Raw genomic sequence first — 20,970 nt, forward strand, 5'->3', positions numbered from 1 at the left:
GGGAGGACGTTATAAGTGAATCTTCAGTTAGTCATCAGTAATACAAAAGGACAGCTTTTTCAATAGTAACAGACTCAAAATAATCAGCCGATTCTTTAAAAATCCCTTCTGTAATTTTCGCAAAGACCCCCATTTCCCCCGTCGTATAAAAACGATGTGCCGGTGATTTTTCCCCTTCGTTTAATTGATCGTAAAATTCAAGTATCGTACTGACTTCACGTGCAGTTTCTTCACTTGACGAAATCACTTTAACCTGACTGCTGATTACCTTTTGTATGGTATCCTTGATTAAAGGATAATGTGTACAGCCAAGAATCAGTGTATCAATATGGCTTTGTTCTTTCATAGGTGAAAGCGTTTCTTCAACCATCTCCTCAGCCTCCGCCCCTGACAACATACCCTGTTCAACCATCGGTACAAATAATGGACATGCCAGCGGATTAACGTGGATACCGGTGTCGATGCTTTTCAGCGCCTTTGTATAAGCATTGCTTCGGATTGTTCCTTCCGTACCAATAACACCTATATGGCTGTTTGTCGTAAACTTGACAGCTGCGCGTGCACCGGGTTTGATAACTCCAATCACAGGGATCGATAGTTGTTGCTGCAGCTCCTCTAATGTAAATGCTGTTGCTGTATTACATGCCACAACGAGTAGCTTAATGTTTTTTTGAAGCAGGAAATCTGCCATTTCCCATGTAAACTTTTTTATCTCTTCTTCTGATCTCGGCCCATACGGACACCTGAGTGTATCACCCAAATAAATCAGACTTTCTTTTGGCAGCTGCCGCATTAACTCATGGACAACTGTCAGACCGCCTACACCGGAATCGATCACACCTATTGCCTTATTCAAAATAATCGCCTCTTCATGATGTTATGTATGGTTGATATGCTGCATTTCCTCATACAAAAACGCAAGCATTTCGTTTAATGATTCTGTCTGGTCTTTTGAAAAATTCTTCAAAACGCCCCCTAAATATTCCTGGCGTTTTTCAATGACCTCCTCTATTATCGTCCGGCCTTTTGGCAACACATGAATTCTTACGACACGCCGATCATTTGTATCTTTGACCCGTTCAACCAGCTTATTCTTTTCCAGGCGGTCCACCAGATCTGTCGTAGTACTGAACGCTAAGCCATTCTTATTCGACAGCTCTCCGATTGTTAAATCTCCTTCGATCAAAAACTGGAGGGCGATAAACTGTGGTGAAGTAATCGGATAGTTGTTCAGTATTTGCCTCCCATTCTGCTTGATCATACCTGATATGTAACGTAATCGTTTCTCAAGATTCGCAATGGCTTCTGTCGATATTTCACGATTCAATACGGGCGACCCCCTCCGGAAATTTCCGTTTTTGTATACGTATTTTAACACATCATGACAAAAATAGCAGCGCTTCTCACGCACAACAAAATAAAGTCAGCACGTTGAAATGTCATGTAATGGACTACTGCCATAATATTAAACTTCCTTGTAAAATGTGCTCACCGTTTACTGACATTTTCATACGCTAGTAGTGACTAAATAATTCACCCTTCATCTGCAGCTCTTTGACAGCAAGGAGGGGTTATCATTTGAAGGACAACAAGTACAAACCAAAGCAGCTGCTAACAAAACGCGAAAAAGAAGTCTTCGAACTCTTAGTACAAGATAAAACAACAAAGGAAATTGCCCAGGAATTGTTTATATCTGAAAAAACGGTCCGGAACCACATTTCCAATTCAATGCAAAAATTAGGAGTCAAGGGGCGATCACAAGCAGTAGTAGAACTTCTTCGGATGGGGGAGTTACAACTCTGAGAAAAACCGACTTTCTTAATGGAAGTCGGTTTTTTCTAATCGCTTATGTTTCATTCATTACAATGGTAACGAAATGTTTATAACATAACCACATATCTATATTGCTTTCAGACTGCTTTTCATGGACTCGGATAATGGCACCGGATTACCGGTCTCAGGATCTATGTATACCATTCTCCCTCGTCCGGTCAGACAGAGTTCGCCTTCACTCTTAAGTCCCATGTAATGAACATCAAATGACGTCGTTCCGATTTGGTCAGCTTTCACATACAGATTCAGTTTTTCGTTAAAATACATTTGTTTAAGATAATCGCATTGCAGGTCTGCCACAATAGGCATACTGCCACTGTAGTCGTTATCAAACATACCAATGGACTTCAGGAATTCAATGCGTCCTTCTTCAAAATAAATAAACGGTGACACATTATTCACATGCCCGAACATGTCAGTTTCAGAGAAACGTATCTTAATTGGAATACAGAAAGAAAATTCAGATCGCCAATTTTCCAGATTATCAATATATGAAACTTTACTCAACATGAATGCCCCCTTAGTAAAATAACCCTTGCCATAGCCTGACAAGGGTCATGAAATTCATAGATTCATAGGTTAATGAGCTTCGTCACTGCCAAAGAAGTTCTTGAATGCCTGGATATTGGTTGAACGGTTCATAGCGGCAATCGACGTTGTCAGCGGAATCCCTTTTGGGCAAACCTGCACACAGTTTTGTGCGTTACTGCAGCCACCAATACCTCCATCTTCCATCAATCCTTCCAAGCGCTCACTCGCATTCATTTCACCAGTTGGATGTGCATTGAACAAACGAGCTTGCGATAAAGCTGCAGGACCAATGAAGTCCGACTTATCGTTCACATTAGGGCATGCTTCAAGACAAACTCCACAGGTCATACATTTGGATAATTCATAAGCCCATTGCCGTTTTTTCTCCGGCATGCGGGGACCGGGACCGAGATCATACGTTCCGTCAATTGGAATCCATGCTTTAATTTGCTTCAATGCATCAAACATCTGTTCCCTGTCGACAAACAGATCCCGAATAACCGGGAAGGTACTCATTGGTTCTAAGCGGATTGGCTGTTCAAGCTCATCAACGAGCGCGGCGCATGACTGCCGCGCTGTTCCGTTAATAACCATAGAACATGCACCGCAAACTTCTTCAAGACAGTTCATATCCCATTGAACCGGCGCCGTATCTTCCCCATTGGCGTTCACAGGATTTCTGCGGATTTCCATAAGCCCGGAAATAACATTCATACCCGGTTTATACGGGATGTCAAACGTCTCTTCATAGGGTGAAGATTCCGGGCTGTCCTGACGGGTAATAATAAACGTAACAGTACTTGCTTCAGCCATTATTACTTACTCCCTCCGTGTTCATTTTTTTGAGTGTAATCGCGTTTACGTGGCGGAATATGTGATAAATCAATTTCCTCATACGTGATGACAGGGTCATTGGTCTTTTCATCGTATTGAGCAATTGTTGTTTTCAGGAAGTTTTCGTCGTCACGTTCAGGAAAATCCGGTTTGTAATGTGCACCGCGTGTTTCATCACGCTTCAGAGCACCGTTGGTTATCACGCGTGCCAAATGGAGCATGCTTCCGAGCTGACGGGTAAACATAACACCTTGGTTGTTCCAGCGGGATGTGTCATTAATATTTATGTCTTCCCAACGTTCCATCAGCTCCTGGATTTTCTTATCTGTCTCTTTTAATTTATCATTGTATCGGACAACGGTTACGTTATCTGTCATTAATTCTCCCAGTTCTTTATGAATCTGGTAAGCATTTTCAGTACCGTCCATCTGCATTAAGTTTTCAAATCTCTCTTGTTCTTCTTTTTCTCTGTCTTCAAACAGTTTTGAAGGAATATCATCGACGTGTTTTTCCAAACCATCAATATATTCAATCGCATTCGGACCGGCAACTGATCCGCCATATATAGCCGAGAGCAATGAATTCGCTCCCAAACGGTTTGCACCATGCTGAGAAAAATCACACTCACCCGCAGCGAAAATGCCCGGAATACTGGTCATCTGCTTGTAGTCAACCCATAGACCACCCATTGAATAATGGACAGCAGGGAAAATTTTCATCGGCACTTTACGTGGATCATCGCCAACAAATTTTTCATATATTTCCATTATGCCGCCCAGTTTAACGTCCAGTTCTTTCGGATCTTTATGGGACAAATCAAGGTAAACCATGTTCTCCCCGTTTATGCCCAGTTTCTGATGAACACAAACGTCAAAAATTTCCCTTGTTGCAATATCACGCGGCACCAGGTTACCGTAAGCCGGATACTTTTCCTCAAGAAAGTACCATGGCTCGCCGTCTTTATATGTCCAAATCCGTCCACCCTCACCGCGAGCAGACTCGCTCATCAAACGGAGTTTATCATCACCGGGGATGGCAGTTGGATGGATCTGAATAAATTCACCATTTGCATACTTGGCGCCCTGCCGATATAGAATGCTGGCTGCCGAACCGGTATTAATCATTGAGTTGGTCGATTTACCAAAAATAATTCCGGGGCCACCGGTTGCCATGATGACAGCATCAGAAGGAAAGGATTTGATCTCATGGGATCGGATGTTTTGACCAACTATTCCACGTCCGGTGTTGTCCTCATCAATGATGGCACCCACGAATTCCCAGCTTTCATATTTATTAACCAGACCTTCCACTTCATACCGGCGTACTTGCTCATCTAATGCGTACAGCAGTTGCTGACCGGTTGTCGCTCCTGCATATGCTGTGCGGTGATGCTGTGTACCTCCGAAACGGCGGAAGTCAAGCAGCCCTTCAGGTGTCCGGTTGAACATAACACCCATGCGGTCAAGCATATTAATAATGCTTGGGGCTGCGTCACACATTGCTTTAACCGGCTCTTGATTGGCAAGAAAGTCCCCGCCGTAAACTGTATCGTCAAAGTGAATCCATGGCGAATCCCCTTCACCTTTGGTATTAACCGCACCATTGATTCCACCTTGAGCACACACAGAGTGAGAACGTTTCACAGGTACTATAGAAAACAAATCAACATTCACACCTGCTTCTGCTGCTTTGATTGTTGCCATCAGACCAGCTAAACCGCCGCCGACAACAATAACTTTACGATTACTCATATCGATTACTCACTCCTTGTTCTCTGTATTAAACTCCGTAAGCAAATTGAATTAGTGCTCTGACACCAACATAGCTAAGAGCCAGGAAGACGATCAGTGTTGCGTATGTAGCAATCTTCTGTGACTTTGGTGATTGTGTAATACCCCATGAAACAAGGAAACTCCAAAGCCCGTTGGCGAAATGGAATGTTGTAGATATAACACCAAGAATATAGAACCAAAACATAACCGGATTGGAAAGAATATTTTCCATCAAATTGTAATCCAATTCTACGTTGCCAAGACCAATCTGAACACGTGTCTCCCATACGTGCCACGCAATAAATACAAACGTAATGATACCGGTTATCCGCTGCATTAAATACATCCAGTTACGGAAATACCCATACTTTGACGTATTGCCTGTACCGGTTAGGACAATATAGACCCCTAAAATTGCATGGAATAAAATCGGCAGATAAATAACCAATATTTCAAGTACTAATCGAAATGGCAAATCATGCATAAATGCTGCCGCTTGATTAAAACTTTCCTCTCCATATACAGCAAAATGGTTGACAATAAGGTGCTGTGTAAGGAAAATTCCGATTGGAATGACGCCTAACAGGGAATGGAGCCTTTTGTAAAAAAACTCTCGATGTTCTGCCATGTGTTTACCCCCCTCGTTTAAGATGTTATGTTTTACAAGATGCACATTTTTAACAATAAATCTCTATACTTTTATTGCCCAAAAATGTACAATTTATGACATATTTATTGTACTTCTAACTATATAAGGCGTCAAGAAAAGGACATGTACTTCAATGACACGCCATAAAAATCTTAGCGACGTCACTTGCACTTTGATGCCGTTGCATAGATAATAAGGATAGAAAAATATTAAACTGAAGCAATGTATTTGCTGTGCATTTGTATTGGGGAAAGGATGACATCAATGTCAAAAGATCATGATTCCATGCCTATCACACTTCTAGATCAATTACATACAACCGGAGCTGGTTATGATGTTATTCGATACATCGGCTTACCCGATATTTTCGGACAGGAATCACCTACCCTCCTGTATTTTATGGGAAAGAATCTCTCCAGAAAGTTGGAGATTCAAAACGTATCAGATATTATTTATGCATTCGAAAAGTTAGGGTGGGGACACTTGGAGCTGATTAAAGAAAAAAAGAATGAACTTGTGTTTCAATTGATGGCCGATTCTGTCGTTTACCGTCTCAATGCTCCTTTAAATACCGAATTCCGGCTCGAAGCAGGTTTTTTGTCTGAATCAATTGAACGCGTTAAAGAACGCTCGTGTGAATGCAGAGAGGAATTACATAAAAAAATTCACCAAGTCGAATTCACCGTCATGTTCACGGATTAACTAAGGGAAGCGGGATAACTTATGTGGTTCCGCTTCCCTCTTCATCATTCAGGTGTGACAGTATTTTTTTAGCGACATCCTGTGGTACACCCAGCTTTGTAATGTTCTCCACAGAGGCCTTTTTGATCTCGCTCACATTTTTGAAATGCCTCAGCAACAACCGTCTTCGCTGCTTGCCTACCCCCGGGATTTTATCGAGTTCTGACTGCACCAAATTTTTCCCGCGCAATTGTCTGTGAAAAGAGATTGCAAACCGGTGAACTTCATCTTGCACCCGTTGCACTAAATAAAAAGCCTGGGATTTCCTTGACAATGGCATAATGGCAGGGGGATTGCCATATAGCAATTCGCTCGTCTTGTGTTTGTCATCCTTCACAAGGCCACATAATGGAATATCCAAACCAAGCTCATTTTCAAGAACATCCAGCGCAGCGCTCATCTGCCCCTTGCCGCCATCGACAATAATCAAATCGGGCAACGGTTGTTCCTCTTTTAAAACTCTAGTATACCGACGCCGAATGACTTCCCGCATCGTCTCATAATCATCCGGGCCTTGAACATCCCTGATTTTATATTTGCGATACTCTTTTTTATCAGGTTTGCCATCTGAAAATACAACCATAGCTGAGACCGGGTCGGTTCCTTGTATATTAGAATTATCAAATGCTTCAATCCGGTGAGGCGTCTCAATATTCAAGGATTCACCGAGCTTTTCCACTGCCTGGATCGTCCTCTCTTCATTCCGTTCAATTAAAGTGAATTTTTCATTGAGTGCAATGTCAGCATTTTTCATGGCCAACTCGACAAGTTCTTTTTTTCTTCCCCGAAATGGCGTGTGTACATTTAACTCCAATAATTCACTTAATATATCAGTATCCGTTCCAACCGGAACCAGCAGCTGTTTAGGTTTCAAATGGCGCTGATGTAAATAGAATCGCCCGATAAAACTTATAAACGTGTCATCAGGATCATCAAAAAATGGAAAGATCGAGACATCCCGTTCAATCAATTTCCCTTGTCTGACGAAGAACACTTGAATGCACATCCATCCTTTATCATAACTGTAGCCGAATATATCTCTATCAACCTGATCATTTAATGTCATGTGCTGACGTTCCATGACAGTCTCCAGATGCTGGATGAGATCACGAAGTTCTTTAGCCCGTTCAAAATTCAGATCTTTACTTGCTTCGTGCATCTTTGCGGTCAAGTCTTTTTTGATCTCTTGATATCCGCCTTGTAAAAATGATGTGATATTCTGTGTGATTTTTTTGTATGTTTCCTGAGGCACCGGTTTTTCACTGCATGCCAGACATTGCCCCATATGATAATAAATGCATGGGCGTCCTGGCGGATTATTGCACTTACGCAGTGGGTACAGCCGGTCGAGCAACTTTTTGGCTTCTCTTGCCGCCAGTACATTGGTGTAAGGACCGAAATACTTACCTTTATCTTTTTTGATATTACGTGTGATAAGCAGACGCGGATGCCGCTCTGAAGTAATTTTTAAATATGGGTATGATTTATCATCTTTCAGACGAACATTGTATCTGGGGTCATATTTCTTAATTAAATTCATCTCCAGAATCAATGCTTCCATTTCGGATGTGGTCACGATATACTCAAAATCCTGTATCTCCTGAACCAGGCGCTGTGTCTTCCGGTCATTTGCACCAGTAAAATAAGAACGGACTCTATTCCGGAGCTTTTTCGATTTCCCGACATAAATGACAGTCCTATTTTTGTCTTTCATTAGATAACAACCTGGCTGCGCCGGCAAAACTGCCAGTTTTTCACTTAGTTTCTGGTTCATCTGCAAACTCATCCCCCGATAAAATGGTACCAAATTACATAGAATCCCTTGTCACTCCATGTGACAAGGGATTCTATCAGAAGTTCCAACTAATATTATACACCTTAAGAGGCGTGTTTGTTAATTAAATCAACTAACGCTTCTTTTGGCTGGAAACCAACAACCTGATCGACAACTTTTCCATCTTTGAAAAGCAGAAGTGTCGGTATACTCATAACACCATATTTTCCGGCGGTTTCCTGATTTTCGTCAACATCAAGTTTAACAATTTGCACTTTATCTTCCATTTCACCGTCTATTTCTTCCAACACAGGTGCTATCATTTTGCATGGTCCACACCAAGGTGCCCAAAAATCCGCCAGTACTAGACCTTCCGCTGTTTCCTGGCCAAAATTCTGGTCAGTTACATGTTCAATTGCCATTATAAAATTCCCTCCTTACTCACTATAATACGGTTTGAGTATATCATCGTTAGTGGTTTCTCGCGAATACTTTGCTTATTCAGTCAACGAGAAAGGAGCATTCGTTAGCGTAAAGATCCGGCCGAAATGCGATCAAACCTTTTATAACAGCACCTAAACTTTTTGTTTCAGTTCTTCCGTCAGTTTCGGAATAACTTCGAATATGTCCCCGACAATGCCATAATCCGCCACATTGAAAATATTTGCTTCCGGATCCTTATTGATGGCAACAATGACTTTCGAATTCGACATTCCGGCTAAATGCTGGATGGCTCCGGAAATCCCGACAGCAATATATAAATCAGGTGTTACCACTTTACCGGTCTGGCCAATTTGCAGGGAATAATCACAGTATTCTGCATCACATGCACCACGGGACGCTCCAACTGCCCCTCCCAACACATCGGCCAATTCATATAGCGGTTCAAAGCCTTCTGCGCTTTTAACACCGCGTCCGCCGGCAATAATAACGTTTGCTTCAGACAGATCGACACCTTCAGAAGCCTTGCGGATGACATCTTTAATAACCGTTTTGATATCTTTAATATCAACGTCTTTTGATGTTACATCGCCTGAGCGTGACGCATCACGATCTAATGCCGGTATATTGTTCGGGCGGATTGTTACGAACGTTAAACCGCTTGAAATAACCTTTTTCTCAAATGCCTTTCCGGAATAAATCGGTCTGATAAATACAGGTTTATCACCATCATTTTCAATATCAGTGGCGTCTGAAATTAAGCCGGATTCAAGTTTTGCAGCAAGCTTTGGTGTCAAATCTTTTCCGATTGCAGTATGCCCCATGACAATACCATCCGGAGATTCCTCTTCAATAACTGCCATAACCGCCTGGGAATAGCCTTCAGACGTATATGATTCCAGATTATCATGCTTCACCGTTACAACACGGTCTGCGCCGTGGCAGATAACTTCCTGGGCTGAATCACTCCCATCTTCACTGCCGCACAATACGCCAACAATCTCCGCATCGGAATCTATCTTTTTGGCAGCTGCGATTGCTTCAAATGTTACATGACGCAATTCCCCGTCTCTTGCTTCCCCTATGACTAATAATTTCATACTGTTCCTCGCTCCTCTCCGTAATGATTAAAGTACTTTTGCATCATCTTTAAGCAGGGAGATCAATTCTTTCACTTGATCATCAATCTCGCCTTCCAGAACACGTCCTGCTTCTTTTTCAGGAGGCAGGAATATCTCAATTGTTTCAGTTTTTGCTTCGACATCATCTTCATCAAGATCCAGATCATCTATCTCCAGTTCTTCCAGTGGCTTTTTCTTGGCTTTCATAATCCCCGGAAGTGATGGATACCGCGGCTCGTTCAGACCTTGCTGACAAGTGGCAAGCACCGGAAGCCCTGTTTCGATTTTCTCAACATCGCCTTCAACATCTTTATCAATGTTAGCTATGTCTCCGTTAATCTCCAATGATGTTATAGTTGTCACATAATTCATTCCCAGGCCTTCTGCAAGTCTTGGGCCGACCTGACCACTTGCTTCATCGATGGCCACATTTCCTCCCAGGATAAGGTCAGCTTCTTGATCTTCAAAATAAGCTTGCAGGATTTGAGCCGTGGTAAACTGGTCACCGTCCTCAAGATCCTCTTCTGTGTTGATCAGGACAGCTTTATCCGCTCCCATCGCAAGCGCCGTGCGCAGCTGTTTTTCGGATTCTTCGTCCCCCACAGTCACAACGGTCACTTCGCCACCATGCTCGTCACGCTGTTTTATTGCTTCTTCTACTGCGTATTCATCATACGGATTTATAATGTATTCAGCACTTTCATCTTCAATTCGCCCGTCAGATACGATGATCTTTTCTTCTGTATCAAACGTTCTTTTCAGCAATACATAGATATTCATATTAGTTCCTCCCTGTCTCTATCAATTTATCTATCACGAAAGTTCGGTTTCCGCTTTTCATTAAAGGCCTGAATGCCTTCTGCAGCATCTTCTGTTCCGAATACCTCCGCAAATGCTTTAGCTTCTTCCGCAACACCATTGGCAAACTGCTCTGACTTCGAATAAGGAATCAGCCTCATAACCGCTTCAATCGAAAGCTTGCTTTTAGCGGCAATTGACTGTGCAAGCTCAAAAGCTTTCTTGAAGACTTCTCCGTCCTGAACAGTCCGGTTTACCAGCCCTAACTCTTTTGCTTCCTTTCCCGTAACAGGTTGTCCGGTTAAAATCATCTCATATGCTTTTGCTGTCCCAACGTATTGCGGCAGACGCTGTGTTCCGGCAAAACCAGGAATGATTCCCAATGTTACTTCGGGCAGACCAAGATTGGCATCTTCACCAGCTATCCGGATGTGACAGGCCATGGCAAGTTCAAGCCCCCCTCCCAAAGCGGCTCCGTGGATCGCGGCAATGACCGGCATCTTAAAGTGTTCAATTCTTTTAAACAGCTGATGCCCCTTTTTGGATAAAGCCTCATAGTCGGAATCATTTTGCAATGCGGTGAATTCTTTTATATCGGCACCTGCCGAAAAGAACTTACCTTCTCCCTTAAGGACGGTTGCTTTTGCTGTGTTATCGTTTTCAATTTCGTCAAGCCTGTTGCTTAATTCATCTAATAAACCACTTGATAATGCATTTGCCGGCGGACTTTGTATCGTCAAAACCGCTACGTTACTTTCAACTTCATAAGCAATAGTCGTCAAATCAATCCCCCCTTTATTTTATTGGTTGTCAAGCACTGATTGCTGTTGTTTATTATGAGAAGCAGAAAACGTCTGTTTGCAGCTGAACAACAACCTTTAGCAAAACAACCTTATTCTCTTACGGAAAGACCATTAATAATGAATGACTGAACTTGCAAAGCCTCCTGGGCAAGATTGTATTTTTGTTCTTTCATGACCCAGTTCGTCATAATTTCGTCCAGAGTACCGAAAATCATTTGTCTTACAAGCAGAACATTCAAATCGTCTCGAAAAATATTTTCCTTGGTCCCCTCTACGATTATATCATCAATAACGGTCAAATAGGGCTTTAATATCTGATTAATTTTTAACCTTAAATCCGTATTTGACTGTCTTAGTTCCAACTGGGTCACAATAGCCAGATGAGGATCTTCAGAAAGCTGGTGGAAATGCATTTGAATCAGCTTTAATAACTTTTCTTCAGCATTATTCATTTTGCTGATACCGCAAGCAATCTTTTCGATAAACTGTCCCATTTTTTCTTCAAAAACGGATATTAGAATATCCTCCTTATTATTAAAATAGAGATAGATGGTGCCATCAGCCACGCCGGCCTTTTTAGCAATCCTGGACACTTGTGAAGCATGGTATCCATTTTCTGCGATTACTTCTACGGCCGCTTCGATAATTTGATTATATTTTGGTTTGTTTTTCTTCATTTTTATCTCCTTGGCAAACACAGTAACCTTGAAAATGAATGAATAATCATTCATTTTCTAGTGTATAAAAACAAAATGAATCTGTCAATATACAGCTTGGTCTAAAATTTGATAAAAAAATAAGGGAGCCCACGTATTAAATGCTTTCTTTATTTTTTTCTTCTTCGACAAGCTGGCGGCGCAAAATTTTTCCGACAGCTGTTTTTGGCAGTTCGTTGCGGAACTCGTATATTTTCGGAACCTTAAATGCCGCAAGATTATTTCGGCAATAGGCATTTAATTCTTTTTCATCAATTGTATGACCATCTTTAAGCACGACATAAGCTTTGGCAGTTTCACCCCGGTATGGGTCCGGAACACCTGCTACCACAGCTTCCTGAACTGCTTCATGTTCGTATAATACTTCTTCGACTTCCCGCGGATAAATATTGAATCCACCGGCAATAATAACATTCTTCTTCCGGTCGGCAACATAAAAATAGCCGTTCTCATCCATATAACCCATGTCGCCTGTGAATAACCACCCATCTTTTAAGACGTTGTCCGTTTCTTCCTTGTTATTCCAGTATCCTTTCATGACTTGGGGCCCTTTGACGGCAATTTCGCCAATTTCCCCTATAGCTGCTTCCGACCCCGTTTCAATAATGATTTTCGCATCAGTATCAGGCCACGGTACGCCAATACTTCCGTTAACACGCTTGTGCCATATGAAGTTTGCATGTGTAACGGGGGATGATTCGGTAAGACCGTATCCTTCCACGAGATGGCCATTTGTAACCTTCTCAAACTGTTGCTGCACTTCGATTGGTAATGGGGCAGATCCACTGATGCAGGCTTCAATCGAAGACAGGTCATATTTTTCCAAATTCGGGTGATTCAACAGTGCAACATAGATCGTTGGAGCTCCCGGGAATAACACCGGTTTTTGTTTGTGGATAGTTTTCAGGACGTCTTCGGCATTAAATTTAGGCATTAAGATCATTTCATATCCATACATGATCGATATATTCATGACAGCGGTCATCCCGTATACATGAAAAAACGGAAGTACACCCATCACTTTCTCACCAGGGTTGGATTTGTATAACCAATGACGGCACATTTGGACGTTGGAAACCAGGTTAAAATGTGTCAGCATAACACCTTTAGGATTCCCGGTTGTCCCGCCCGTATATTGCAGCAATGCCACATCTTCCTTCGCATCAATAGTGACCGGAGTATAGTTTTCAGTTCCTTCTTCCATCACCGTTTTCCAAACGTGTGTATTCCCCGATGGTTCTACTTTCACAACCATTTTATAATCTTTCTTCTGAATGAATGGATAAACAAGATTTTTTGGAAAAGGCAAATAATCTTTAATGCTTGTAACAATCGTATGCTTCAGGGGCGTATTCGCACGGACATGGCTGATACGAGGAAGCAATATGTCGAGACAGACAATAAATGTTGCACCGGCGTCATTCAACTGAAATTCCAGTTCTCTTTCTTTGTAAAGCGGATTGGTTTGTACTACGATCCCTCCTGCAAGCAATGCACCATAATAACTTATAACAGCCTGCGGACTATTAGGAAGCATTATAGCAACTCTGTCACCCTTTTTTAGACCCAGTGACTGAAAATAAGCGGCCAGTTTTTTTGCTTCCGTATAGACTTCTGCAAATGTCATTTCCTTCCCCATAAAGTGAAGCGCTTTCTTATTAGGGTAACGTACAGCCGCCGATTGCAGAAAAGAATCAAGCGGCTTTTCATCATAGGCAATGGTTGTCGGGATTTCATCAGGATAATGGTTATGCCAACGTTTTTCCTCTACCATAGGAGATTCCCCCTTTATTTGTATGCTATTTTTATTATATCGATAAATAAGTGTTTTTTGAAATTTAACTACTTATTTTTTTGAATTTTTCTAAATGAAATAAATAAACCCGACAATGATAAATATGGCAGCTACGATAAACATCCATTTTGCCAGTTTTTCCAAAAACATGTTAACCTCCTCCAATACTCGCCCCAATGACGAATGCTAAACCGGCAGAAATAAGCATTGATATGAGTCCTATCGCCTTGTTTCCTTTTCCGATTTCCTCATCCGTGTTAATGGAAGGTGTCATAAATTCAAAAATGAAGTAGCCAAACAGCAATAGAACAAACCCAAAAACGCCCCACCCAATGCTTTCAAACAGTGTATCATTGTGTTCAATGGAATACCGGAAAATCGTTGCAATACCAAATATTTTACCACCGGTTGCCATCGCAACTGCTAAATTACCATCTTTAATCTCATGCCAGTTATGGTATGATGTAACAAATTCAAAGATGGCTAAAAACACAATCGTGCAAAGGATGACAACACTATACCTTGCAGCAGTCTCCACAAAAATATTTCCCCAAAAATCAGCCATATTACCAAACCCCTCTGCTGATCACTTTAATTCAAGCACGGTTACACCACTGCCGCCTTCACCTGCTGACCCTGGTCTGTCCGATGCAATGCGGGAATGATTTTTTGCAAATTCCTTCACACCCTTGCGAAGTGCACCGGTACCTTTTCCGTGAATAATAAAAACTTTAGGATATCCGGCAAGCAGCGCATCATCTAGATATTTTTCCAAGTGCCCCATCGCATCTTCATAACGCTCACCGCGAAGATCCAGCTCTGTTTTAACATGATAGTTGGAACCCTTAACGGTGGCAAGCGTTTTTTCATTCACAGAACTTTCGTGTTTAACGGGCTGTATCTCATTGCGTTTTACTTGTACTTTCATGATACCAACCTGGATCAGATAGTCCTGGTCATTCAGTTTTTCAAGTACAGTACCCCGCTGATTTGCAGATAGCAGCTTAATTTCATCACCTGCTTTTAGTTCCTGTACAGAATCAGGACGCGGTTTCGATTTATTCGACTTTTTAGCTGACAGGTCCGGCTGTGCTTCTTCAAGCATTTTCCGGGCTTCAATCCATTCATGTTCCTTCAATTGTGCGCCGGATTTCATATGACGTATTTCGTCAACGATCATTTCTGCTTCATCGCGCGCTTTCTGCAATGCTTTATCCGCCTTTTCCTCAGCTTTTTTATATAAATTTTCACGGTCATTTTCATAATGCTGCCATGCCTTTTTGAGGTCATCGCGTAATTTTTCGCTTTCCTGCAAGATGTTGTGCGCCTTCTCGTAATCGGCCTCAGCCTGACGCCGGGATGTATCAAGTGAAGCTATCATATTCTCTACACTTTCGGAATTGACACCAATCTGATCTCTCGCCTGAGCAATAACTCTTTGATCAAGGCCAAGACGCGCCGCTATATCGAAAGCGTTACTTCTGCCAGGCACACCGATTAATAATCGGTAAGTAGGTTTGAGTGTTTCCACATCAAATTCAACTGATGCGTTAACGGCATTGTCGCGATTATAGCCATAAGCCTTCAATTCCGGGTAGTGTGTTGTCGCTACAACCCGCGCACCGCGGGAAATAACATCATCCAAAATGGACATAGCAAGAGCAGCACCTTCCTGTGGATCCGTGCCTGCACCCAGTTCATCAAACAAAACGAGGGATTTATGATCAATCTTGCTCAATATCGAAACAATGTTCGTCATATGCGACGAGAACGTGCTTAAATTCTGCTCGATCGACTGCTCATCACCAATATCAGCAAAAATACCTTCAAATACAGTCATTTCACAGCCGTCAGCAGCAGGAATTTGAAGACCGGATTGTGCCATTAATGTAAACAGTCCGATCATTTTAAGAGCCACTGTTTTACCGCCTGTGTTTGGTCCGGTAATGACGATCGATGTATAATCCTTTCCAAGGATAACATCATTGGGGACAACCTCATCTTCAGGGATTAACGGATGGCGCGCCTGTTTAACATTGATAATGCCATGATCATTGATGGCAGGCATAGCAGCATTAAAGTCCCTTCCCAATTTTGCCCTTGCTGAAATAAAGTCAATTTTAGCCAAAACCGAAACATTCTCTGCAAGGATTGCTTCGTCCTCGGCGATCTTTCCGCTTAACTCGCGGAGGATCCGATCAACTTCCTGCTTCTCTTTCAATTGCGCCTCCTGAAGCTGGTTATTTAAATCAACAACTGCTTTTGGTTCCATAAATAGTGTCGCGCCAGAGGCTGATTGATCGTGAACGATACCTCCGACAGCCCCGCGATATTCCTGTTTCACCGGCAGAACATAACGTTCATTGCGAATGGTTATAATAGCGTCTGATAACATTTTGCTTTGTGATTTAGTATAACTGTCAAGGTTATCCCGAACTCTGCTTTCATAAGTCCGAATAGAGGAGCGGATACTGCGTAATTTTACAGACGCACTATCCATCATATTACCTCTATCATCAATACAGCTCTTGATATCAGTTTCCAGTCTGCGCAATGTCATGATTCTTTCGGCAAAACCTTTTAAAATGGGCAAATCTTCTTCTGTTTTCTCCAAAAACATTTTTGTCTGACGTCCTCCATATAAAGTATTGGCAACGTCTAGACATTCCTCCGTTGACAAAACACCACCAATAACACTTCGCTTAATGGCACTACGAATATCAGTTATTCCGCCCAATGGAATGGTCATATTTAATCGCAGAATATGGCTTGCTTCATCCGTTTCCCTGTGCATTTCCCTTACTTCATCAATATCAACAGAGGGTTTTAGCCGGGTGGCCAGCTCTTTTCCAACTGAGGTTGCTGTCTGCTTATTTAATTTCTCTATTATCTTGTTGAATTCCAATGTTTTAAAAAGTCGTTCGTTCATCAGGATTATCTCCTTCATGCAGTTGCAAGCAGTTTTTGATTATCACCTTTAAGAGATTGTTCAAAAAGACTGGTGTTTTCATCTTCTTTTTTGAACATGCACTTTAAATTCTTACCCATTCTTTTTACGATTCATAAAGTTCATAAGTTTCTCTTTGGACCAAGTGTTTATAACGGTGTCTTTCCTAATCCAGCCTTTCCTTGCGGAGCCTGTGCCGTACTTCATATGATCAAGCATATTGTAATCATGGGCATCTGTATTAATGGCAATCTTAACGCCTGCTTCCTGCGCTTTTTGTGTCCATTCACTAGAAAGATCAAGTCTGTTTGGATTTGCATTGATTTCCAATGCTGTATCCGTTTCTTTGGCATGTTTAATCAAACGCTCAATATCAGTCCTGTAGCCTTCACGCCTCCCGATCAATCTTCCGGTCGGATGAGCAATCAATGAAACATGCGGATTCTCCAATGCGGCCCCCAGCCGCTGCATAATCTTTTCCTGTGATTGATTAAAACTTGAATGGATTGCGCCAATCACAAAGTCCATTTCCTGCAAAAATTCATCATTGAAATCCAGTGTTCCATCAGGCAAGATATCCATTTCAACACCAGTGAAAATGTGTATATCATGATATTTTTCATTTAATTTATCAATTTCATCGCGCTGTTGTCGCAGTCTGGTTTCATTTAAGCCGTTTGCAACACGCAAATACTTGGAATGATCTGTAATGGCAATAAAATCATATTTTTTTGATCGTGCCTGGCTTACCATCTCCTCCAATGATTGTCCGCCATCGCTCCAGGTCGTATGCATATGCAAATCACCCCGGATATCTTTCAATTCAATTAACGGGACTGACTCGTGATAAGTCTCAACTTCACCAGTGTTTTCCCGTACCTCGGGCGGTATATAACGCAAGTCGAAGTGGTCAAAAAATTCTTCCTCACTCCTGAATGTCAGTGTTTTTCCAGTCTTTTCAACCTCGACACCATATTCATTAATTTTCTCACCCTTCGATTTCGCCAGCTGTCTCATAGCAACATTATGATCCTTGGATCCGGTGAAATGATGCAATGTCGAGGCAAATTCAGTCGGATCAACAATCCGGAAATCTACGTTTATATCATAGACATCTTCTAAAGTGACCGAAACTTTGGTTTCTCCCTGTGCGATCACTTCTTTTATTCTATCCAACTCAAGGAGCCGGTCACGCACAGCCGAAGGGTTCTCGGATGAAATGATAAAGTCTATATCCTTAATCGTCTCACGCATTCTTCTCAAGCTTCCAGCACGTGAATACGTCTTGATTTCTTTTATTGTCTCCAAGTAATCCTCAATTTGTTCAGCCAGCGGCAGCACAGAAGCAATTGGCAAGCGTTCAGGCCGTGTGTGTGCTTCCTTAACAGCCGTCAGGATTTTTTTAGCTGATTTTTTCCCAAAGCCTTCAAGCTTCTCGACTTCTCCATTTTCACACGCCTGTTTAAGTGAATCCGCATCTTTAATATTAAGTTCCTGATACAGTTTGGCTAGTTTTTTACCGCCGAGACCCGGCAGATCGAGCAGAGGGATTAGACTTGCGGGGATTTCGTTTTCCAGCTGATTCAATACTTCCGAGGATTCATTTCGAATATACTCTGTTATAACGGAAGCTGTCCCTTTGCCAATCCCTTTAATCTTTGTGAAATCATCGATATCTGCTATCGAACGATCATCCCTTTCCAGAGCCTGAGAAGCCTTTCGGTAAGCCGATATCTTAAAGGGATTTTCACCTTTCAATTCTAGATATACAGCTATTCTCTCTAATAATTTAATGACATTTTTTTTATTTATAACCATCATCGATCACCTTTTTCATTATTTTATAAGGCTGTTCACCAAAATCTATGGTTGACAAATCAGATGTCATGTTGAGTAAGCAGTCGCTTCGGAAAAAACACTTGGGTGCTCGTCGTGTTACAAGCATTGACAGTGAAGACACACCTTTTTCTGCGGGGTCTTCACACTGCGCATTCCCACAGGAGTCTCCGTGTTTTTCCTCCGCTAGCTCGTTTCACTACTATATTCATTCAATTCAACCATAGATTTTGGTGGTGACCCTTTTATAAAGATTTTTCTCATAAGGTCATCCATAATTTAGACTTTTTAACGTTACAAAAAGACCGATTCATGCCTCAGACCATACTTATTGTAAACAACACAACAGTAATGTCTAAATCATTGAACCAGTCCCGGCACTTCAATCGGCTTTAATTAACTCATCCATACCGATTGACCATAACGTTTTAATCTCATGTGATAAAAAAGGGGTATGCTCAATAATAAACAGTGCCACAAACGAATCATTCATCCACGCTTGGATTTCAGGCATTGGTGTCAGCGCTAATATATATAACACAATAAATAATATTAAATATATTTCGACAAACCCTAAGACTGCTCCAAGTATTTTATTGAGCGAATGCAAAATCGGCAAGTCAGCAACAAAATCCAGCATGGAGGCAATTATTTGAAGAAGTATCTTCACGGCGAAAAAGATAATGGCAAATGCTATGGCACTGTAAAAAGCACCTTCAAGGGGGATAGCTTCCAGAAAGTCCGCCCACGCACTGCTGTTATCCAATTCAGGATATGGTATCCATAATGCAAGCCGTGGTGCCAATTCATCATAGTATAAAGCGGCTAGAATAAAAGCAGCGATAAATCCGATCAAATGAAACGCTTGTAAGACAAAACCGCGTTTTAAGCCGATGAAAAAGCCAAAAATTAGTAATATGATTAAAATGAAGTCTATCATTTGCTATTTATCCTCTTTCTTACTTTGTGATCTTATCAATGCTGCATATTCTTCCTTTAATTTCATGTAATCATTCATTGTGTTGACTGCGGTCAATACGGCCAATTCTGAAGTAGTCAGCTGCTGATTCGTCTCATGAATTTCCCGCATCTTCTGATCGACTTGACTGGCTACCAGATTAACATGGTTTGAATCTTCTTTTCCGACAATCGTATAATTCCTGTTATATATATCTACCGTTACTCGTGTTTTATCATTCTGTGCCACACGCGACACCCTCCTGTAAGTAATGGAAAACCAAATCTTTTTAGTACCCTAAGCTACGTTTAATTAAACAAATGTATCAATAGAAATCGTCCTTTTTAAACAGACACTTTAAATAGTCCACTATATAGTAACACAAAGACTGCTCATCAGGAAATCCAAAACAGATTATTGCTATTATAATGCGCAATTTGCTATAGTTTAGCTAGTTCATTAACTGGAGGGTTAATATGCCACAACACGTACATAAATTGCCGCGGGAAACAATTGAAACAATGAAATCATATTATATGAAGAGCTTGAAATCGTCGCCTCAAGGTGCTATTTTCCGTGCTAAAACACCTCATGCCGTAATCACCGCCTATAAGTCCGGAAAAGTATTATTCCAAGGCAGTCATCCTGAGACCGAGGCAGAAAAATGGACTGACGAAAAACAAATAACTCCGAAAAAATCTAAAAAGAATAGTCCATCCACACCACCCGAAAAACTACTAAGCAGCAGTCATATTGGATCTGATGAAGCGGGAACAGGTGATTACTTCGGCCCTATAACTACTGCAGCTGTTTTTGTCAAGAAGGACCAAATGGAATTGCTGAAAGAATTAGGCGTCCAAGACTCCAAAAATCTTTCTGATCATTCAATCCGTCAAATAGCCAATAACATAGTAACACTTGATATGCCCTATTCACTTTTAGTCCTGCGAAATGAGAAGTATAATACACTGCAAAATCGTGGATGGTCGCAAGGAAAAATGAAGGCAATGCTTCATCATCATGCGATAACTAACGTCAATGACCAAATAAATTTCGATGAAACGGAAGGCATATTAATTGATCAGTTCTGTGATCCGGAAGTTTATAAACGCCACATCGCGACTGAGAATCAACAGCTACATGTTCAAACGTTTTTCATGACAAAAGCAGAAAGTTATTCCCTTGCGGTGGCTGCCGCCTCTATTATCGCCAGAACCAGTTTTTTGAAGGAAATGGATCACTTATCCAAAACTGCAGGGTTCAACTTGCCAAAAGGCGCGTCGAGTAAAGTTGACCAAGCAGCTGCCCGCCTGATCAAATCTAAAGGCCGGGATAACCTGAGTACATATGCCAAAATCCATTTCGCCAACACCCAAAAAGCCCTAAGCCGCTTATAAACTGAAATACCATTCAGTAAGGCG

Annotated in this window: 21 protein-coding genes; 3 read left to right on the forward strand and 18 right to left on the reverse strand. The window is 41.6% G+C overall.

Annotated elements, in window-relative coordinates; genetic code table 11:
• Positions 1 to 34: 34 nt before the first annotated feature.
• A complete protein-coding gene (racE, locus tag IEW67_RS01805) occupies positions 35 to 856 on the reverse strand; it encodes a glutamate racemase (RefSeq protein ID WP_188631335.1) in 822 nt (273 codons plus the stop codon).
• Positions 857 to 877: 21 nt separating this feature from the next.
• A complete protein-coding gene (locus IEW67_RS01810) occupies positions 878 to 1,327 on the reverse strand; it encodes a MarR family winged helix-turn-helix transcriptional regulator (RefSeq protein ID WP_188631336.1) in 450 nt (149 codons plus the stop codon).
• Positions 1,328 to 1,578: 251 nt separating this feature from the next.
• On the opposite strand from IEW67_RS01810, the gene IEW67_RS01815 reads away from it, so the two are divergent.
• Positions 1,579 to 1,803: a helix-turn-helix domain-containing protein gene (locus IEW67_RS01815; protein WP_188631337.1), complete on the forward strand. Its 225-nt coding sequence runs from the start codon at positions 1,579 to 1,581 to the stop codon at positions 1,801 to 1,803.
• A gap of 96 nt (positions 1,804 to 1,899) precedes the next feature.
• Here IEW67_RS01815 and IEW67_RS01820 read toward each other — a convergent pair whose 3' ends face one another.
• The 4 genes from IEW67_RS01820 to IEW67_RS01835 all read right to left on the reverse strand — a co-directional run bounded on the left by IEW67_RS01820 (position 1,900) and on the right by IEW67_RS01835 (position 5,598).
• On the reverse strand, positions 1,900 to 2,340 hold the full coding sequence (locus IEW67_RS01820) for an acyl-CoA thioesterase (protein ID WP_188631381.1): 441 nt from the start codon (positions 2,338 to 2,340) through the stop codon (positions 1,900 to 1,902).
• A gap of 72 nt (positions 2,341 to 2,412) precedes the next feature.
• Entirely contained in the window at positions 2,413 to 3,177 is a 765-nt protein-coding gene (gene sdhB, locus IEW67_RS01825) for a succinate dehydrogenase iron-sulfur subunit (protein WP_188631338.1), read from the reverse strand.
• A 2-nt stretch (positions 3,178 to 3,179) separates the two neighbouring features.
• Positions 3,180 to 4,949, reverse strand: a complete 1,770-nt coding sequence (gene sdhA, locus IEW67_RS01830; RefSeq protein WP_188631339.1) for a succinate dehydrogenase flavoprotein subunit — start codon at positions 4,947 to 4,949, stop codon at positions 3,180 to 3,182.
• Positions 4,950 to 4,977: 28 nt separating this feature from the next.
• The gene (locus tag IEW67_RS01835) at positions 4,978 to 5,598 is read right to left on the reverse strand and encodes a succinate dehydrogenase cytochrome b558 subunit (protein ID WP_188631340.1); all 621 of its coding nucleotides are present in this window, start codon (positions 5,596 to 5,598) and stop codon (positions 4,978 to 4,980) included.
• Between the two features lie 285 nt (positions 5,599 to 5,883).
• Here IEW67_RS01835 and IEW67_RS01840 point away from each other — a divergent pair, with 285 nt between their 5' ends.
• Positions 5,884 to 6,321: a YslB family protein gene (locus tag IEW67_RS01840; RefSeq protein WP_188631341.1), complete on the forward strand. Its 438-nt coding sequence runs from the start codon at positions 5,884 to 5,886 to the stop codon at positions 6,319 to 6,321.
• A 19-nt stretch (positions 6,322 to 6,340) separates the two neighbouring features.
• Here the strand turns inward: IEW67_RS01840 and uvrC are convergent, their stop codons facing one another.
• From uvrC to zapA, 12 genes are all read right to left on the reverse strand, one after another.
• Positions 6,341 to 8,134 carry an excinuclease ABC subunit UvrC gene (uvrC, locus tag IEW67_RS01845; protein ID WP_188631342.1) on the reverse strand — a complete coding sequence of 598 codons (1,794 nt, stop codon included), beginning with the start codon at positions 8,132 to 8,134 and terminating at the stop codon, positions 6,341 to 6,343.
• A gap of 104 nt (positions 8,135 to 8,238) precedes the next feature.
• The gene (trxA, locus tag IEW67_RS01850; protein ID WP_010532457.1) at positions 8,239 to 8,556 is read right to left on the reverse strand and encodes a thioredoxin; all 318 of its coding nucleotides are present in this window, start codon (positions 8,554 to 8,556) and stop codon (positions 8,239 to 8,241) included.
• A gap of 153 nt (positions 8,557 to 8,709) precedes the next feature.
• Positions 8,710 to 9,675 carry an electron transfer flavoprotein subunit alpha/FixB family protein gene (locus IEW67_RS01855; protein WP_188631343.1) on the reverse strand — a complete coding sequence of 322 codons (966 nt, stop codon included), beginning with the start codon at positions 9,673 to 9,675 and terminating at the stop codon, positions 8,710 to 8,712.
• A 27-nt stretch (positions 9,676 to 9,702) separates the two neighbouring features.
• A complete protein-coding gene (locus tag IEW67_RS01860) occupies positions 9,703 to 10,476 on the reverse strand; it encodes an electron transfer flavoprotein subunit beta/FixA family protein (RefSeq protein WP_188631344.1) in 774 nt (257 codons plus the stop codon).
• 26 nt (positions 10,477 to 10,502) lie between these two features.
• Positions 10,503 to 11,276, reverse strand: coding sequence for an enoyl-CoA hydratase (locus IEW67_RS01865; RefSeq protein WP_188631345.1), 774 nt, complete (start codon positions 11,274 to 11,276; stop codon positions 10,503 to 10,505).
• A gap of 110 nt (positions 11,277 to 11,386) precedes the next feature.
• On the reverse strand, positions 11,387 to 11,974 hold the full coding sequence (gene fadR, locus IEW67_RS01870) for a fatty acid metabolism transcriptional regulator FadR (protein WP_188631346.1): 588 nt from the start codon (positions 11,972 to 11,974) through the stop codon (positions 11,387 to 11,389).
• A gap of 136 nt (positions 11,975 to 12,110) precedes the next feature.
• On the reverse strand, positions 12,111 to 13,787 hold the full coding sequence (locus IEW67_RS01875) for an AMP-binding protein (RefSeq protein ID WP_188631347.1): 1,677 nt from the start codon (positions 13,785 to 13,787) through the stop codon (positions 12,111 to 12,113).
• Positions 13,788 to 13,959: 172 nt separating this feature from the next.
• On the reverse strand, positions 13,960 to 14,373 hold the full coding sequence (locus tag IEW67_RS01880; RefSeq protein WP_188631348.1) for a DUF350 domain-containing protein: 414 nt from the start codon (positions 14,371 to 14,373) through the stop codon (positions 13,960 to 13,962).
• 21 nt (positions 14,374 to 14,394) lie between these two features.
• The gene (locus IEW67_RS01885) at positions 14,395 to 16,737 is read right to left on the reverse strand and encodes an endonuclease MutS2 (protein ID WP_188631349.1); all 2,343 of its coding nucleotides are present in this window, start codon (positions 16,735 to 16,737) and stop codon (positions 14,395 to 14,397) included.
• Between the two features lie 111 nt (positions 16,738 to 16,848).
• On the reverse strand, positions 16,849 to 18,573 hold the full coding sequence (polX, locus tag IEW67_RS01890) for a DNA polymerase/3'-5' exonuclease PolX (RefSeq protein WP_188631382.1): 1,725 nt from the start codon (positions 18,571 to 18,573) through the stop codon (positions 16,849 to 16,851).
• Positions 18,574 to 18,973: 400 nt separating this feature from the next.
• Positions 18,974 to 19,531, reverse strand: a complete 558-nt coding sequence (locus tag IEW67_RS01895; protein ID WP_188631350.1) for a CvpA family protein — start codon at positions 19,529 to 19,531, stop codon at positions 18,974 to 18,976.
• Positions 19,532 to 19,534: 3 nt separating this feature from the next.
• Positions 19,535 to 19,798 (reverse strand): cell division protein ZapA, encoded by a 264-nt coding sequence (gene zapA, locus IEW67_RS01900; protein WP_188631351.1) that lies wholly within the window; start codon positions 19,796 to 19,798, stop codon positions 19,535 to 19,537.
• Between the two features lie 227 nt (positions 19,799 to 20,025).
• On the opposite strand from zapA, the gene rnhC reads away from it, so the two are divergent.
• The gene (rnhC, locus tag IEW67_RS01905) at positions 20,026 to 20,946 is read left to right on the forward strand and encodes a ribonuclease HIII (protein WP_188631352.1); all 921 of its coding nucleotides are present in this window, start codon (positions 20,026 to 20,028) and stop codon (positions 20,944 to 20,946) included.
• The last annotated feature ends 24 nt before the right edge of the window (positions 20,947 to 20,970 follow it).

It is taken from the genome of Lentibacillus kapialis, from assembly GCF_014646635.1.
GTDB lineage: Bacteria > Bacillota > Bacilli > Bacillales > Amphibacillaceae > Lentibacillus > Lentibacillus kapialis.